Below are 15,043 nucleotides of genomic sequence, written 5' to 3'. Positions count from 1 at the left end.
AAAGAACAAACCCCTCCGAGAAGGGAAGAAAAGAGAAAAGGCCACGGAGGGGGGGGGGGGGTGTTTCGCCGGGGAACCCCCCCCCCCCCCGCTTCCGCAGGTCGTTCCTACCGGCGCCGCTCCAGCGCGGCGCGGGCGCGCTCCATCAGCCGTACGACCGATGTGTCGGCCACCGAAGCGACTTCGTCGTACGCGAACCAGCGCAGGTCCAGCGACTCGTCGCTGATCTGCTCCGTCGCGCCCGAGGGCGCCAGCGCCACGTACTGCACATCCAGGTGCCAGTGGCAGGGCGCGGGGATCGGGTGGCGGTCCAGCGTCACCGGGCCGCCCGCGAGCAGGGTCAGGCCGGTGATGCCGGATTCCTCGGTCGCTTCCCGCAGCGCGGCGGCGGCGAGCGAGGCGTCCTGCGGCTCGCAGTGACCGCCCATCTGCAGCCACATCCGCAGCTTGCGGTGGAGGGTGAGCAGGACCCGGCCGCGCTCCGGGTCGACGACCAGCGCGCTGGCCGTGAGATGGCCCGCTCCGCAGGCCTTCCACATGCCGTCGGGATGCCGCGCCAGATGGTCGAGATAGACCTGGCGCAGCTCACCCCGGTCCGGATCCGCAGGGCTGTCGTACCCCTTCAGTACGAGAACGGCGTCGTCGTGCAGGCTCACCGGTCGGTGTCGCCCTTGCCGTCGTCCTTGCGGCCCTCGGCCTCCCCGGTGCCGGGGGAGTCCTTGCCGTCCGTGTCCGCCGCGTCCGCGGCGGGCTTCTGCGGGCCCTTCGCGGCCTCGCCGAGCATCTTGTCCAGCTCGGAGAAGTCCAGCTGCTCGTGGTGCACAAAGCCGTCCGGATCGTCCAGGTCCTGGGCCGTCGGCAGCATGTCGGGGTGCTCCCACAGGGCGTCGCGTCCGTCGAGACCGCGCGCGTCGGTGAGGGACGCCCACAGGCGCGAGGCGTCACGCAGCCGCCGCGGGCGCAGCTGAAGGCCGATGAGCGTGGCGAACGTCTGCTCGGCGGGACCACCGGAGGCGCGGCGCCTGCGCATCGTCTCGCGCAGCGCGTCCGCCGAGGTCAGGCGGGACTTCGCGGCCTCGTGGACCACGGCGTCCACCCAGCCCTCGACGAGTGCGAGCGCCGTCTCCAGCCGGGCCAGGGCGGTCTTCTGCTCAGGCGTGTCCTCCGGCTGGAACATGCCCTGCTGAAGGGCGTCCTGGAGCTGCTCGGGCTGCGACGGGTCGAACTGGCCGACCACGTCCTCCAGCTTGCTGGTGTCGACCTTGATGCCGCGCGCATACCCCTCGACGGCGCCGAACAGATGCGAGCGCAGCCACGGAACATGGGCGAAGAGGCGCTGGTGCGCGGCCTCGCGCAGGGCGAGATACAGCCGCACCTCGTCCTGCGGCACGCTGAGGTCCTTGCCGAACCTCTCCACGTTCAGCGGCAGCAGCGCGGCCTTGCCCGCGGGGCCCAGCGGGAGGCCGATGTCGGTCGAACCGACGACCTCGCCCGCCAGCACGCCGACGGCCTGCCCGATCTGCTGGCCGAACATCGCGCCGCCCATCGACCGCATCATGCCGATCAGCGGGCCGGCCATCGCCTGCATCTCCTCGGGCAGCACGTCGCCCATGGCGAGACCGACGCGCTCCGCCACCGGGTCGACCAGCTTCTGCCAGGCCGGAAGGGACGCCTCGACCCACTCCGCACGGCTCCACGCCACGGTCGAGACCGAACCGGAGGGCAGCGACGTCACGCCGTCCAGCCAGAGGTCGGCGAGACGCAGCGCCTCGTCGACCGCGGACCGCTCGGACGGGCCGACGCTGGCGTCCTTCGTGCCGTCCGGCGTGCCCTGCGAGACCGTCTGGCGGGCGATCTGCTTGGCCATGTCCCAGTTCACCGGACCGCCCTCGTAGCTCAGCATCTGGCCGAGCTGCTGGAAGGCGGCACCCAGGTCATTGGGGTTCATCGAGCCGAACATCGCCGCGAACGGGTTGTCCCCGCCCGCGCCGGGCCCGAAGCCGAACGGGTTCGCCGGCCCGCCCGAGCCCTGCCCACCTCCGGTGGGGTCCTTCTTCTTGCCCTCGTCGCCGTTCTCCGGCTCCTCCGGCGGAAGGCCGAATCCGAATGGGGTGTCACTCACGGGGTTTCCTCGGCTCGTAGGGCCGTCGGCTCGAACCGACGGCGACTGCCCGACATCACCATCCAGCGTAGACACCAAAAGTCCGCTCAGGGCCTCAGTGCTCCGCCGGCTCCCGGCCTGCGGCAGGATGGACGCCACCTGGTACGCACGCGTCATTCGGGTACGTACTGAAGACAACCGCTGGAGACGCCCGGTGAGTTCCCCAGATCCTCAGGTTCGCGCAGCGCGAAACCTGTCCGCCCCCTCGACCGAGAACAAATCAGAAAAGAGCCGCTCCAGGAGCCGTGGCCCCGTCGTCGCGGTCACCGGAGCCGCGGGGGGCGTGGGCGAGCTGCTCACCGCACGCCTCGCGGCTTCAGAGGAGATCAAGCAGGTCATCGCCATCGATGAACGCCGCGGAGAGGTCTCCGAGGCGACCTGGCACATCCTCGACGTGCGCGACCCCGCCATCGCGGAGAAGCTGCGCGGCGCAGATGTCGTTGTGCATCTCGCACTCGATCTGGACCTGGAGACCGATCCCGCCGCCCGCACCGCCTACAACGTGCGCGGCACCCAGACGGTGCTGACGGCCGCCGCCGCCGTCGGCGTCCACCGGGTCGTGCTGTGCACATCGGCGATGGTCTACGGGGCGCTGCCCGACAACGACATCCCGCTCGCCGAGGACGCCGAACTGCGCGCCACGGCCGAGGCCACCGGCGTCGGCGACCTCCTGGAGATCGAACGGCTGGGCCGCCGCGCGCCCCGCGCCCACCCCGGGCTCAACGTGACCGTGGTCCGGCCCACCGTCCTGGTCGGCGGCACGGACACCGCGTTGACCCGCTACTTCGAGTCGCCGCGCCTCCTGGTCGTCGCCGGATCGCGTCCCACCTGGCAGTTCTGCCATGTCGACGACCTGGTCACGGCCCTGGAGTACGCCGCGCTGGAGAAGATCGACGGCGAGTTCGCAGTCGGCTGCGACGGCTGGCTGGAGCAGGAGGAGGTCGAGGAGCTCAGCGGCGTCCGCCGGATGGAGCTGCCCTCCGCCGTGGCCCTGGGCGCCGCCGCCCGGCTGCACCGGATCGGCCTCACCCCGTCCCCGGCGGGCGATCTGGCGTACACGATGCACCCCTGGGTGGTCAGCGTGAGCCGGCTGCACGACGTGGGATGGCGCCCGAGCTGGACCAACGAGGAAGTGCTTGCCGCGCTCCTCGAAGAGGTCGAGGGCCGGCACACCGTCGCCGGACGCCGCCTCGGCCGCAAGGACGCCACCGCGGCGGGTGCCGCCGGTGCGACCGTGGCACTGCTCGGCACCGCCGCCCTGGTCCGCCGCGCCCGCAAGGCCCGCCGCCGCATCTGAGGGCTGTCGGGGCCATGCCCTCCCGAGGACTTCTGTAGAAGGCTCCAAGGTCAGGGGCGGCCCGCCGGTGGAAAGAGCTATTCCGCCTTGTCGGTGCCGTACGGCACCATGGGCCCCATGGCACCCACCAACGACCACCCCGGCGAGCGGGCGGCAGGCGACCCCGTCCGGCTGCTGGAGATCCGTGACACCCCGCTGTCGGTCGACGAGATCTTCCGGGCCGTGGGGGACGACGCCGCGGGCGGCACGGCGCTCTTCGTCGGCACGGTGCGCAACCACGACGGCGGTCAGGACGTCGGCGGGCTCGGGTACTCCTGTCACCCCTCGGCGCAGGACGAGATGCGCCGGGTGGCCGAGAAGGTCGTCGCGGATTTCCCGGTCCGGGCGCTGGCCGCGGTCCACCGGGTGGGTGACCTCCAAGTGGGCGATCTCGCCGTGGTCGTCGCCGTCTCCTGTCCGCACCGTGCCGAGGCGTTCGCGGCCTGCCGCAAGCTCATCGACGACCTCAAGCACGAGGTCCCGATCTGGAAGCACCAGCGTTTCTCGGACGGCACCGAGGAATGGGTCGGAGCCTGCTGAGCGCAAGTCGGCCGGGAGGCCGTCCGGCCCGATTTGCGTAACCCCACCCCTGCTGTGAACGTTGGTTCCGCAGACGGTTAATCTGCTGATCGGTCCGTTGCGGTCGCTCAGGGCGGAGGGAGGTCGTAATGGCAGCACTCGCCTGGTTGTTGATTCCGTTTATCGCTGCGCTCGGCGCTGCGATATGGGGAAGCTGGGCCGCCAGAAACCGAACGACCGGCGATGTCTCCGAACTCGCCGGCTATGCCAGGTTCCGTGAGGCGATGGAGAAGTCGCATTCCGGTTCCGATGCCGTCTGACGTTTCATCGCGCGTGCGCAGTCGCCAATCCCGCATCGCGGCTCCGGCTGCCGACGCCCTCCCGCGCAGCCCGCGCCCGGTTTCCCGCCCCGTACGGACCGGCCCCGGCGGTGCACTGACAGACCCTTCCCGTACTGTCGTTCCATGCCACGCCGCACCGCGACGATGCTCGCCTCCACCCTGATCCTCATCGCGCTGCTCTGCGCAGGCGTGCTGATCAAAGTGCCGTATTCGGAGATGTCTCCCGGGCCGACCGTGAACACCCTCGGCAAGGTCGGCGGCGAACCCGTCCTGCAGATTTCCGGGCACAAGACGTACCCGACGACCGGCAACCTCAATATGACGACGGTCAGAGTCACCGGTGCCGACTACAGCATGAATCTCGTCGAGTCCGTCTACGGCTGGCTGGCACACGACAGCGTGGTCGTGCCGCACGACACCCTCTACCCCGACGGCAAGACCGAACAGCAGTCGACGCAGGAGAACGCCGAGGAGTTCAGCCAGTCCCAGGAGAGCGCCAAGGTCGCCGCGCTGACCGAACTGGGCATCCCGGTGTCGTCGCGCGTCGTGGTCTCCACGGTGGTCAAGGACAGTCCCGCCCAGGGCAAGCTGCACGCGGGCGATGTGATCAAGCAGGTCGACGGCACGCCCGTCGAGCAGCCCGAGGACGTCGCGAAGCTCGTCACCCGCCGCGACCCCGGCGAGAAGGTCACGTTCACGATCATCCCGGCCCGGACGGCACAGGCGGCCGAGAAGGCCGGCAAGGAGCCCGAGGGCACCCGGAAGATCGTCATCACCACCGCGAAGGCCCCCAAGGAGAACCGGGCGATCGTCGGCATCCAGGCCGGGACGGACCACACGTTCCCGTTCCGGATCGACATCAAGCTCGCCGACGTCGGCGGCCCGAGCGCCGGTCTGATGTTCTCGCTGGGCATCGTCGACAAGCTGACGCCCGGCAATCTCACGGGCGGCAAGTTCGTCGCGGGCACCGGCACGATCGACGACAAGGGCAGGGTCGGCCCGATCGGCGGCATCAACATGAAGCTGGTCGGCGCGCGAAACGCCGGCGCCAGGTACTTCCTGACGCCGGACGAGAACTGCAAGGCCGCCGCCTCCGACATCCCGAGCGGACTCACGCTGGTGAAGGTGAAGACGATCGACGACGCGAAGAAGTCGCTGGAGAAGATCCGGGTGGGGGACACGGCCGGGCTGCCGAGCTGCTCGGCAGGCTGACCGTGCCCCCTCGGGGGAACGCGACGGGGTCAGGCCTCGAAGGTCGCGGCCAGCGCGTCGGCCAGGCCCGGCACCAGACCGGCGCCGGTCCGCACCTCGCTCGGGGCGTCCTTCGCGCGAAGCCGTACGGCCGACTCGCGCGTGCCGTCCCGGAGGACCGCCACGGTCATCCGCACCTCCTGACGTTCCGGGTGCTTGGCGACCCACTTGGTCAGCTGCGCGTCGCTGAGCCCCTCGGGCACGGAGGCTTCGGCGGACGGCGGCAGCATCAGCCGCTCCACCGTCATCGCGCACCCGATCACCGCGTCGGGCCAGGCGATCGTGGCGAGGAACTCGTCCAGGGCGGTGCCCGGCGGCAGCTCGTCCTGCTCGATGGGGGTCAGTGAGGAAGTCGGGGATTCGGCGCTGTCCAGACCGAGCTGGGCGGCGAGACCGGGCTCCTGGACGCGCAGCCGGGCGGTGTCGACCAGGGCGAAGAGCCGGGCCGGCTGGTCCCAGCCGAGGCCGGAGATGTACTCGTCGATTTCGAGCACGGCGACGGTGAGCGGGCTCGCGGCCATCGGAGGGCCTGAGGGGGAAACGTTGGGCATGCTCAATATCCTGCCTCCTTCCGCCCCGGGAGCGGGAACTAGGTAAAGCCTCAGTAAGTTGCATAGGTGGGCTCTACGATCGCTGGGCCCGCTTCACACGACCCGCGAACTTCGAGGTGCGCACGTTGGCTTTCCAGATGCCGGACCGCGGCGGAGGCCCGACCGGGCCACGGATCAGAGTCGGCCGCCCGTCCCGGCGTGCCCGTACCCTGCTCATGACACTGGGCGTCCTGGCGGTTCTCGCCATGGCGTTCGTCATGTTCGCCGGGTTCTGGACGGACTGGCTCTGGTACCGGTCGGTCGCGTATTCGTCCGTCTTCACCACCACCCTGTGGACCAAGATCGGGCTGTTCCTCGTCTTCGGACTGCTGATGGCAGTCGCCGTCGGCCTGAACATCTGGCTCGCGCACCGGCTCCGGCCGCCGCTGAGCGCGATGTCGCTGGAACAGCAGAGCCTGGACCGCTACCGGATGAGCCTCGCCCCGTACAAGAAGTGGGTGCTGCTCGCGATCACCGCGCTCGTCGGGCTGATCGCCGGAGCATCCGCCTCCGGCCAGTGGCGTACCTGGCTGATGTACGTGAACGGCGTGGCGTTCGGGCAGAAGGACCCCCAGTTCCATCTGGACGTGTCCTTCTACGCCTTCGACCTGCCCTGGTACCGCTTCCTGCTGGGCTTCGGCTTCGCGGCCACGGTGCTCTCGCTGATCGCCGCCGCGATGACCCACTACCTGTACGGCGGTCTGCGCGTCACCAGCCCCGGAGCGCGGGCGACCGGCGCGGCCACCGGCCATCTGTCGGTGCTGCTCGGTGTCTTCGTCTCGCTGAAGGCCGTGGCCTACTGGCTCGACCGGTACGGCCTGGCCGTGAAGTCCAGCGACTTCAAGGCCACGGACAACTGGACGGGCCTGCGGTACGTCGACGCCAACGCCTATCTGCCGGCGAAGACCATCCTGTTCTGCATCGCCGCGATCTGCGCCGTGCTGTTCTTCGCGACGCTCTGGCGCCGCACCTGGCAGCTCCCGGTGATCGGCTTCGGCCTGATGGTGCTCTCGGCGATCCTGATCGGCGGGCTGTATCCGGCGATCGTGCAGAAGTTCCAGGTCCAGCCGAACGAGCAGGCCAAGGAAGCCCCGTTCATCCGGAAGAACATCGAAGCGACGCGTGACGCGTACGACATCGACAACGCGCAGGTCGACGACTACTCGGGCAAGAGCACGACGGACGACGACACCAAGCTGCGCGCGAGCGCGAACGAGGCAGCCAGCTACCGGGTGATGGACCCCAACGTCGTCTCCCCGGCCTTCCAGCAGCTCCAGCAGAAGAGGAACTACTACCAGTTCCCCAAGACGCTGGACGTGGACCGCTACAAGGACGCCGCCGGCAAGGACCAGGACACGGTCATCGGTCTGCGCGAGCTCAACCTCGACGGCATCCCCAAGCGCAACTGGATCAACGACCACTTCACCTACACCCACGGCTACGGCGCCATCGCGGCCCGGGGCACGACGACCGGCAAGAACCCGAAGGGTTCCCCGGACTTCACCGAGTCCGGTCTGCCGACCACCGGTGACCTCGGCACGTACGAGCAGCAGATCTACTACGGCGAGAAGACCGAGCAGTACTCCATCGTCGGCGGGCCCCAGAAGGAGCTCGACTACGAGGAGGACGGCGAGAAGACCACCAGCTACAAGGGCAACAGCGGGGTCAGTCTCTCCAACGCCTTCAACCGCGCCGCGTACGCGGTGGCGTTCAGCGAGCCGCAGATCCTCTACTCGGGAGCCATCGGCGACGGTTCGCGGATTCTCTACAACCGCACGCCCAAGGAGCGCGTCGAGGCGGTCGCCCCGTGGCTGACCATCGACGGCGACGCCTACCCGGCCGTGGTGAACGGCCGCATCCAGTGGGTCGTCGACGCGTACACCACCACCAACGGCTACCCGTACGCCTCCCGTACGACGCTCGGCGACACCACGGCCGACTCGCTGACCACCAACCAGCGTGCGGTCGTCGCCCAGCAGAACCAGGTCAACTACATCCGCAACTCGGTGAAGGCCACGGTCGACGCGTACGACGGCAAGGTCAAGCTCTACGAGTGGGACACCGAGGACCCGGTTCTCAAGACCTGGCGCAAGGCGTTCCCGGGGACCGTGGAGCCCAGGGCGGACATCCCGCAGGAGCTCATGGACCACCTGCGGTACCCGCAGGACCTGTTCAAGGTGCAGCGCGAGCTGCTCACCCGCTACCACGTCACGAACCCCGCGCAGTTCTACAGCGGCAGTGACGCGTGGCAGGTCCCGGACGACCCGACCAACAAGGAGTCCGGCGCCGTCCCGCCGTACTACCTGAGCATAAAGATGCCGGACCAGACGGCCCAGAAGTTCTCGCTGACGACGACGTTCACCCCGAAGGGGCGGCCCGACCTCGGGGCGTTCATGGCGGTGGACGCGGACGCGGCCAGCAAGGACTACGGCACGATAAGACTGCTGAGAGTCACCACCACGGTGAAGGGCCCCGGGCAGGTACAGAGCGAGCTCAACGGCAACGACGATGTCGCCGAGTTTGTGAGAAACCTGAAGGGAACCGACTCCGACATCGAGTACGGCAACCTGCTGACCGTGCCGCTCGAAGGGGGCTTCCTCTACATCGAGCCGGTGTACACGCGCGGTGGCACGCAGAACTATCCGCTGCTGCGCAAGGTCGCCGCTTCGTACGGGTCGAAGACCGTCTTCGAGAACAGCCTCGGGGAGGCGCTCAACGCGGTCTTCGGGGTGACGGACTCCGGCACCACCCCGCCGGAGACCACCAGGCCGCCGGGCACCACGGAGCCGCCGGCCACCGGTGACGCGGCGCTGAAGAAGGCGATCGCGGACGCGCAGAAGGCCTACGCGGAGGGCGAGGCGGCCCTGAAGGAGCAGGACTGGACCGCCTACGGCAAGGCCCAGGCGGATCTGCAGAACGCGTTGCAGCGAGCGGCGGCGGCCGAGCCCAAGTCGGGCAGTGCGAACAGCGCCAACGGCGCAGACAGCGCGAACAGTTCGGACAAAAAGGGTAAACCGGCCAGTGCTGACAGCGGTGGCTGAGTAACCCGGTAAAGGCTCACCCCCGCGTCGTGGTACTGTTTCAACACAACGACGCGGGGTGGAGCAGCTCGGTAGCTCGCTGGGCTCATAACCCAGAGGTCGCAGGTTCAAATCCTGTCCCCGCTACTGAAAGACGAAGGCCCGGATCCTTTCGAGGATCCGGGCCTTCGTCGTGTCATGACGACTTTCTTGTGCAAGGTGCGTGAAGTGCGGTTCGCGGGGCACGAGTTGGGTCCGGACGTGTTTGACTTATCTCTCTGTGGGCATGTCGACAAAACGCTGAAGTGACCTCACTGGCCGCGATATACCAGGTGTACGCGGGTTGTAGGTGGTGCGACGATGGTATTTATGGGGGACAGGGCAACTCTGTTGGAGACAGGGCGGTTTGCGCAGCATCGCGGATATCGGCCGGATAACGCGATGAATGCGGCTTTTGGCGGTACTACCGCGGAGAACAACGAGACCACTGACACACCTGAGAAGCCCGAGACACCTGAGATCATCAAGGCGACCGAGACTGCCGAGACTGCGGGGTGTGCCGCGACCGTCGAGAGCACGGAGTTCACAGAGAACACGGGAAGCGCGGGGGCCGACGGGGCCACGGAGACTTCCGGGAGCGCCGAGAGCCCGGAGAGCGCCGAGAGCGAGGCGCGTCACCGTCGCGCCGCCGACGCCGGGGACACCGCGTCGATGAGCGTCCTCGGCGCCCTGCTGCTGCGCCGCGGCGATCTGGACGGCGCCGAACCCTATCTGCGCGGGGCCACCGCGGACGGCGACCGGGCCGCGGCCAACAACCTGGGCGTCCTTCTCCACCAGCGCGGATACGTCGACGACGCGGCCGGCTGGTGGCGCATCGCCGCCGTCGCGGGGTCCGCCGCCGCCGCGCACGCGCTGGGCCGCCACTACCGGGAGCGCGGCGACGAGCCCGGGGCCGAGTACTGGCTGCGGCAGTCCGCCGAGCAGGGGCACGCGCTGGGTGCGTACGCCCTGGCCGACCTGCTGGAACACCGCAGCGACGTCGGCGCGGAGCGCTGGCTGCGGGCCGCCGCCGAGCAGGGGCACCGGGAAGCGGCGTACCGCCTCGCACGCATGCTGGACCGCAACACCGCCGACGATCCGCACGACGCCTTCGGCCGCCCGGGGCTGAGCCCCGGCGCGGGCGCCCGGCCCGGTGCGCCCGGCCGTTCCGCGGTGCGCAAGGACGACGGCCCGGTGGCGGGTCCGGCGACCGGGCGCGCGGGCGAGGCCGAGCAGTGGTACCGGCAGGCCGCCGCGCGCGGCCACCGGCGTGCCGCCCTCCACCTCGGCGCCATCCTCGAACAGCGCGGCGAGCCCAAGGAGGCCGGCCGGTGGTACCTCATCTCCGCGAAGGCGGGCGAGGCGCGCGCCGCCTGCGCGCTCGGCTTCCTGCTGCGTGACGCGGGCGACGAGGAGAGTGCCGCCGTGTGGTGGCTGCGCGCCGCCCAGGACGGCGACGGGAACGCCGCCAACGCCCTGGGCGCCCTGCACGCGGCCCGGGGTGAGCAGCAGACCGCCGAGCGCTGGTACCGCGCCGCCATGGACGCGGGCGACGTCAACGGCGCCTACAACCTCGGCCTGCTCTGCGCGGCCCAGGACCGTACGCCGCAGGCCGAGCAGTGGTACCGCCGTGCCGCGTACGCGGGCCACCGCGAGGCCGCCAACGCGCTGGCCGTGCTCCTGCTCCAGGCGGGCGACGCGTCCGGTGCCGAGCCCTGGTTCTCCAAGGCGGCCGAGGCCGGCAGCGTCGACGCGGCGTTCAACCTGGGCATCCTGTACGCCGGGCGCGACGAGGACCGTACGGCACTGGTCTGGTACGAGCGTGCCGCGGCGGCCGGCCACACCGAGGCCGCCCTCCAGGTCGGCATGGCCCTGCTGCACCACGGCGAGGAGCAGGAGGCGGAGCGTCATCTGCGCTGCGCGGCGGGCGGCGGCAGCGCGGAGGCCGCCTTCCGGCTGGCCGGGGTGCTGGACTCGCGGCAGCCGCCGCCCGGCCCTCCCGCGCTCGGCGAGCCGATGCCGGAGAAGACCGAGTGCGAGGAGTGGTACGAGCGGGCCGCCGAGCAGGGGCACCGCCGCGCCCAGGTACGGGTCGGCATGCTCGCCGCGGCCCGTGGCGACGTGGACAGCGCCGCCCGCTGGTACCGCGAGGCCGCCGAGTCGGGCAGCCGCAACGGCGCCTTCAACCTCGGGCTGCTGCTCGCCCGCGAGGGCAGCGAGCGCGAGGCGGCGCTGTGGTGGAGCCGGGCCGCGAACGACGGGCACGGTCGGGCCGCCCTGCGCCTCGCCCTGCTGGCCGCTCGCCGGGGCGAGCTCACCGAGGGGCAGCGCTGGTGTGCGCGGGCGGTCGAGCTGGGCCCGGCGGAGGTCGCCGAGCGGGCTGCCCGGCTGCGCGAGGCGCTGCACCAGGAGCTGACCGCATAGGGCCGAGCAGGGCCGAGCAGGGCTGCGCAGGGCCATGCGCAGCCCGTCGGCCCCGGGCGCCGGAACGGATTTGCGCTGGTCGGGAGCGGTGACGTACAGTTCTAAACACAACGACGCGGGGTGGAGCAGCTCGGTAGCTCGCTGGGCTCATAACCCAGAGGTCGCAGGTTCAAATCCTGTCCCCGCTACTGAAGACAGAAGGCCGGATCCTTTCGAGGATCCGGCCTTCTGTGCATGCGCTGCGCGTGAGTCAGAGCTTGTGGCCCACCGCCTCCGAGTACATCGCCCGGTCGACGGCCTTCGCCTCCGGCACCGAGGCGCCCTTCGAGACGCCCGAATCGGCGTACGCCTCCTGCAGCCGGTCCGTCGTGCCTTTCCGTATCTCCCAGTCCATCCGCATCGACGGGGTCGACCGCAGCGTGGCCTCGTCGGTCTTCAGCAGCTTCGCCAGCTCGGCGACGAAGCCGGGATCGGACTTGTAGTCGCCGGCGAAGTAGGTGTTCACCGTCCGGATGTAGGCGCGGAGAAAGGCGACCCCCGCGTCCGGGTCCTTGTTCAGCAGCGTCGGGCCGAAGAGCAGGCCGCCGAGCGGTTCGCCGACGGGCTGGCCTCCCAGGAACGCGTACTTCCGGTCGCCGTCCACCTTGCGCCAGATCGGGTCGAGCAGCCAGGCCGAGTCCACGCCGCCGTTCTGCAGTGCGGTCAGCACATCCGCGGAACCGAGCTGCTGGAAGCTGATCCTGTCGAGGCCGCCGCCGTGCTTCTTCAGGGAGGTGTCCATCGGGTACGCGATGACCGACCCCTTGCCGATCATGGTGCCCAGTTTCCGGCCCGCCATCTCGACGTGATCGGCGCTCTCGCCCTCCTTGAGACGCACCCACAGGCCGCTCTTGGAGGTGGGGTCGGGGGAGAAGTTCCCCGCGACCCACTTGATGTCGAAGCCGCCGTTGATGCCGTTCATCACGGCTGCCTCGGGAGCCGCCCACTGGGCGTCCACATCGCCCTTGGCGAGCAGCGGCAGGGCGTCGGGGGTGGGCAGCACCTTCAGTTCGACGTCCAGCCCTTCTTTCGTGAACTCTCCCTTCGCCACCGCGACCTGGAGCGGAGCGACGTACTCCGCGCTCAGGGTGCCGGTGGCGACGGTGATCTTCCGCTTCTTCGTCAGGGGCCGGGCCGCCGGGGCGCCCTTGTCGCAGCGGGCCGCCTTCCGGCCGGGGGCGAGGTCGGCCGGGTCGGTCCAGCTGCCGGCGCCACAGCCCGCGACGGGCCTGACGGTGCGCGGCGCGGCGGCGGCGCCGCCGCCGGAGTCGTGCCCGGCGCAGCCCGCCGCGCCGAGCAGGGATGCCGTGACGAGCACGACGATGCGGGTGAAGGGGATGTGGGTACGCACAGTGCCTCCGTACGAAGAGCGTGGGGAGCCGTTCAGGACCGACCGTGGCCGCGGTCGCGCGGGGCCCACGGGGTGAGCAGCCGCCCGGCGATCCGCACCGCTTCGGAGAAGACGACACCGAGGACCGCCACACACACGATGCCGACGAACATCACGTCGTTCTGGAACAGCGCCCGGGAGTCGAAGATCAGATGACCGAGACCGTCGGCCGCGGCGATCTGTTCGGAGGCGACGATGACGAGCACGGCCACCCCTGCCGCGATCCGTGCCCCGACCAGGACGGCGGGCAGCGACGCGGGCAGCAGCACATGGCGGAACATCTGCCAGGGCGAGGCGCCGAAGACCTGACCGGCATCACGGTGGCCGACCGGGACGGCGAGCACGGCCGCCATGGTGGAGATCCAGACGAAGAAGAAGACGGTCGCGGCGACCAGGGCGATCTGCGGTCCCTCACCGAGGCCGAACATATTGAGGAAGACCGGCAGCAGGGCCAGCTTCGGCACGACGTACAGGGCGTCGAGCAACGGTTCCAGCGCCGCCCGTACGAGGGAGAGCGAGCCCATCAGCAGGCCGAGCGCGTATCCCGAGACGGTGCCGATCGCGTAGCCACCGAGGACCCGCTTGAGCGTGGCCCATACATCCGGCCACAGTTCACCGGCGCCCGCCCGGTCCAAGCCGTCCGCCAGGATGGTGGAGGGGGCGGGGTAGACCCGGTCGTCGATCCAGGACTGTGCGGCGGCCAGTTGCCAGAGCAGCACGAGGAGCAGTGGTACGGCGACGGCGAGCGCGATCTCCAGGGCGCGGCGCCTGCGGTGGGTGCGTACCGGACGCAGCTCCTGCGGGCCCGGCCTGCGGATCAGGACGCCGTCGTCGGGCTTCGTGGTGTTCACGGTGACGGTCATGCCGGGACCGCCTCCCTGTGCACCTCGCCACGCAGGAGTTCCCACAACTCGCTCTTGAGTGCGGTGAATTCGGGTGCCGACCGGACTGTGCCGGTGCGCGGCCGGTCGAACGGTGGGCGGCGCTCGGCGATGATCCGCCCCGGTCGGGCGGACATCACCAGCACCCGGTCCCCGAGCACGATCGCTTCTTCGAGGCTGTGGGTGATGAAGAGGGTGGTGGTACGGGTGGTCTGGGTGAGATCCAGCAGCTCGTCCTGGAGGATGGTGCGCAGCTGGGCGTCGAGCGCCGCGAACGGCTCGTCCATCAGCAGTATCTCGGGTTCGACGGCGAGGGCGCGGGCGATTGCGACCCGTTGCCGCATCCCGCCGGAGAGCGCGGCCGGATACGCCCCCGCGAAGTCGGAGAGCCCCATCCGGGCCAGCCAGTCGCGCGCCCTGACGTCGGCCTCCTTGCGTGGTACGCGCTGGATGTCGAGACCGAACCGGACATTGGCGAGCACGGTCTTCCAGTCGTAGATGCCGTAGTCCTGGAAGATCATCGCCGCCGGACGGGGTGAGGCCGTACGGATGGACAGCTCGCCGGAGCTGGGGCGGAGCAGTCCGGCGGCGATCCTGAGCAGCGTGGACTTGCCGCAGCCGGACGGGCCGACGATGCAGGTGAACTCGCCCGGTGCGACGGAGAGATCGAGCGGGCCGAGGGCGGACAGGGCCTTGGCGCCGCGCCCGAACGAGCGGCTGAGCGCGTCGGCGCGGAGTTTGGGACTGGTGGTTGCGGTGGTTGGTGGGGTCGGATGCGGATCTCCCACGGGTCTCTCCTCGCGCGTATCGAGGTGCGGATCCGCCGCGGGGCGGACGTGATCGCCGCAGACGATATGACTACCCGTCAGATTCGGGAAGGGGGTGCGCACGTGCCGGTGGCGGGGGAGGTGTGTCGTCCGCTGCGGGGATTCACGCGAAAGGCCCCGGACACACCACCTTAGGTTCTAGGAGTCGTCGCAACACCCCAGCTCAAGGGGTGCGATGGAGTTCGAGATCCGCAAGGTGCGGACGGTGGCCCAAGGCCGCAAGAA

12 protein-coding genes and 2 tRNA genes are annotated in these 15,043 nt (G+C 70.1%); 8 read left to right on the top strand and 6 right to left on the bottom strand.

Translation table 11 applies throughout. The annotated features are described in order from the left end of the window. Positions 1–107: 107 nt before the first annotated feature. Both ACFV8T_RS36920 and ACFV8T_RS36915 read right to left on the bottom strand, forming a co-directional pair. On the bottom strand, positions 108–656 hold the full coding sequence (locus ACFV8T_RS36920) for an NUDIX hydrolase (protein WP_385336094.1): 549 nt from the start codon (positions 654–656) through the stop codon (positions 108–110). Beyond that, the gene (locus ACFV8T_RS36915; protein ID WP_385336092.1) at positions 653–2,122 is read right to left on the bottom strand and encodes a zinc-dependent metalloprotease; all 1,470 of its coding nucleotides are present in this window, start codon (positions 2,120–2,122) and stop codon (positions 653–655) included. The genes ACFV8T_RS36920 and ACFV8T_RS36915 overlap by 4 nt, the downstream gene beginning before the upstream one ends. A gap of 193 nt (positions 2,123–2,315) precedes the next feature. Between ACFV8T_RS36915 and ACFV8T_RS36910 the strand changes: the two genes are divergently transcribed. The 4 genes from ACFV8T_RS36910 to ACFV8T_RS36895 all read left to right on the top strand — a co-directional run bounded on the left by ACFV8T_RS36910 (position 2,316) and on the right by ACFV8T_RS36895 (position 5,569). Further along, on the top strand, positions 2,316–3,458 hold the full coding sequence (locus ACFV8T_RS36910) for an SDR family oxidoreductase (protein ID WP_385336090.1): 1,143 nt from the start codon (positions 2,316–2,318) through the stop codon (positions 3,456–3,458). 117 nt (positions 3,459–3,575) lie between these two features. Further along, positions 3,576–4,037 carry a molybdenum cofactor biosynthesis protein MoaE gene (locus tag ACFV8T_RS36905; RefSeq protein WP_385336088.1) on the top strand — a complete coding sequence of 154 codons (462 nt, stop codon included), beginning with the start codon at positions 3,576–3,578 and terminating at the stop codon, positions 4,035–4,037. 128 nt (positions 4,038–4,165) lie between these two features. Then, entirely contained in the window at positions 4,166–4,336 is a 171-nt protein-coding gene (locus ACFV8T_RS36900; protein ID WP_385336086.1) for a hypothetical protein, read from the top strand. 144 nt (positions 4,337–4,480) lie between these two features. After that, entirely contained in the window at positions 4,481–5,569 is a 1,089-nt protein-coding gene (locus ACFV8T_RS36895; protein ID WP_385336084.1) for a PDZ domain-containing protein, read from the top strand. A gap of 29 nt (positions 5,570–5,598) precedes the next feature. Here the strand turns inward: ACFV8T_RS36895 and ACFV8T_RS36890 are convergent, their stop codons facing one another. Continuing rightward, positions 5,599–6,159, bottom strand: coding sequence for a PPA1309 family protein (locus ACFV8T_RS36890; RefSeq protein ID WP_385336082.1), 561 nt, complete (start codon positions 6,157–6,159; stop codon positions 5,599–5,601). Between the two features lie 137 nt (positions 6,160–6,296). On the opposite strand from ACFV8T_RS36890, the gene ACFV8T_RS36885 reads away from it, so the two are divergent. The 4 genes from ACFV8T_RS36885 to ACFV8T_RS36870 all read left to right on the top strand — a co-directional run bounded on the left by ACFV8T_RS36885 (position 6,297) and on the right by ACFV8T_RS36870 (position 11,869). Further along, positions 6,297–9,239: a UPF0182 family protein gene (locus ACFV8T_RS36885; protein ID WP_385336175.1), complete on the top strand. Its 2,943-nt coding sequence runs from the start codon at positions 6,297–6,299 to the stop codon at positions 9,237–9,239. 52 nt (positions 9,240–9,291) lie between these two features. Then, positions 9,292–9,365 (top strand) — tRNA-Met (locus ACFV8T_RS36880). Between the two features lie 213 nt (positions 9,366–9,578). Continuing rightward, positions 9,579–11,681 carry a tetratricopeptide repeat protein gene (locus tag ACFV8T_RS36875; protein ID WP_385336080.1) on the top strand — a complete coding sequence of 701 codons (2,103 nt, stop codon included), beginning with the start codon at positions 9,579–9,581 and terminating at the stop codon, positions 11,679–11,681. Positions 11,682–11,795: 114 nt separating this feature from the next. Continuing rightward, positions 11,796–11,869, top strand: a tRNA-Met gene (locus ACFV8T_RS36870). Between the two features lie 62 nt (positions 11,870–11,931). Here the strand turns inward: ACFV8T_RS36870 and ACFV8T_RS36865 are convergent. From ACFV8T_RS36865 to ACFV8T_RS36855, 3 genes are read right to left on the bottom strand one after another with little or no spacing between them, the layout of a single operon-like run. Beyond that, the gene (locus tag ACFV8T_RS36865; RefSeq protein ID WP_385336078.1) at positions 11,932–13,071 is read right to left on the bottom strand and encodes an ABC transporter substrate-binding protein; all 1,140 of its coding nucleotides are present in this window, start codon (positions 13,069–13,071) and stop codon (positions 11,932–11,934) included. A gap of 32 nt (positions 13,072–13,103) precedes the next feature. Further along, positions 13,104–13,973, bottom strand: coding sequence for an ABC transporter permease (locus ACFV8T_RS36860; RefSeq protein WP_385336076.1), 870 nt, complete (start codon positions 13,971–13,973; stop codon positions 13,104–13,106). Beyond that, the gene (locus ACFV8T_RS36855; RefSeq protein WP_385336074.1) at positions 13,970–14,779 is read right to left on the bottom strand and encodes an ABC transporter ATP-binding protein; all 810 of its coding nucleotides are present in this window, start codon (positions 14,777–14,779) and stop codon (positions 13,970–13,972) included. The genes ACFV8T_RS36860 and ACFV8T_RS36855 overlap by 4 nt, the downstream gene beginning before the upstream one ends. Positions 14,780–15,043 lie beyond the last annotated feature (264 nt).

The sequence above is a fragment of the Streptomyces sp. NPDC059832 genome, from assembly GCF_042731715.1.
In the GTDB taxonomy this organism is placed as follows: Bacteria; Actinomycetota; Actinomycetes; order Streptomycetales; family Streptomycetaceae; genus Streptomyces.
The sequence above is the reverse complement of the archived record's forward strand: the minus strand, read 5'-3'. Positions and strand labels throughout refer to the sequence as shown.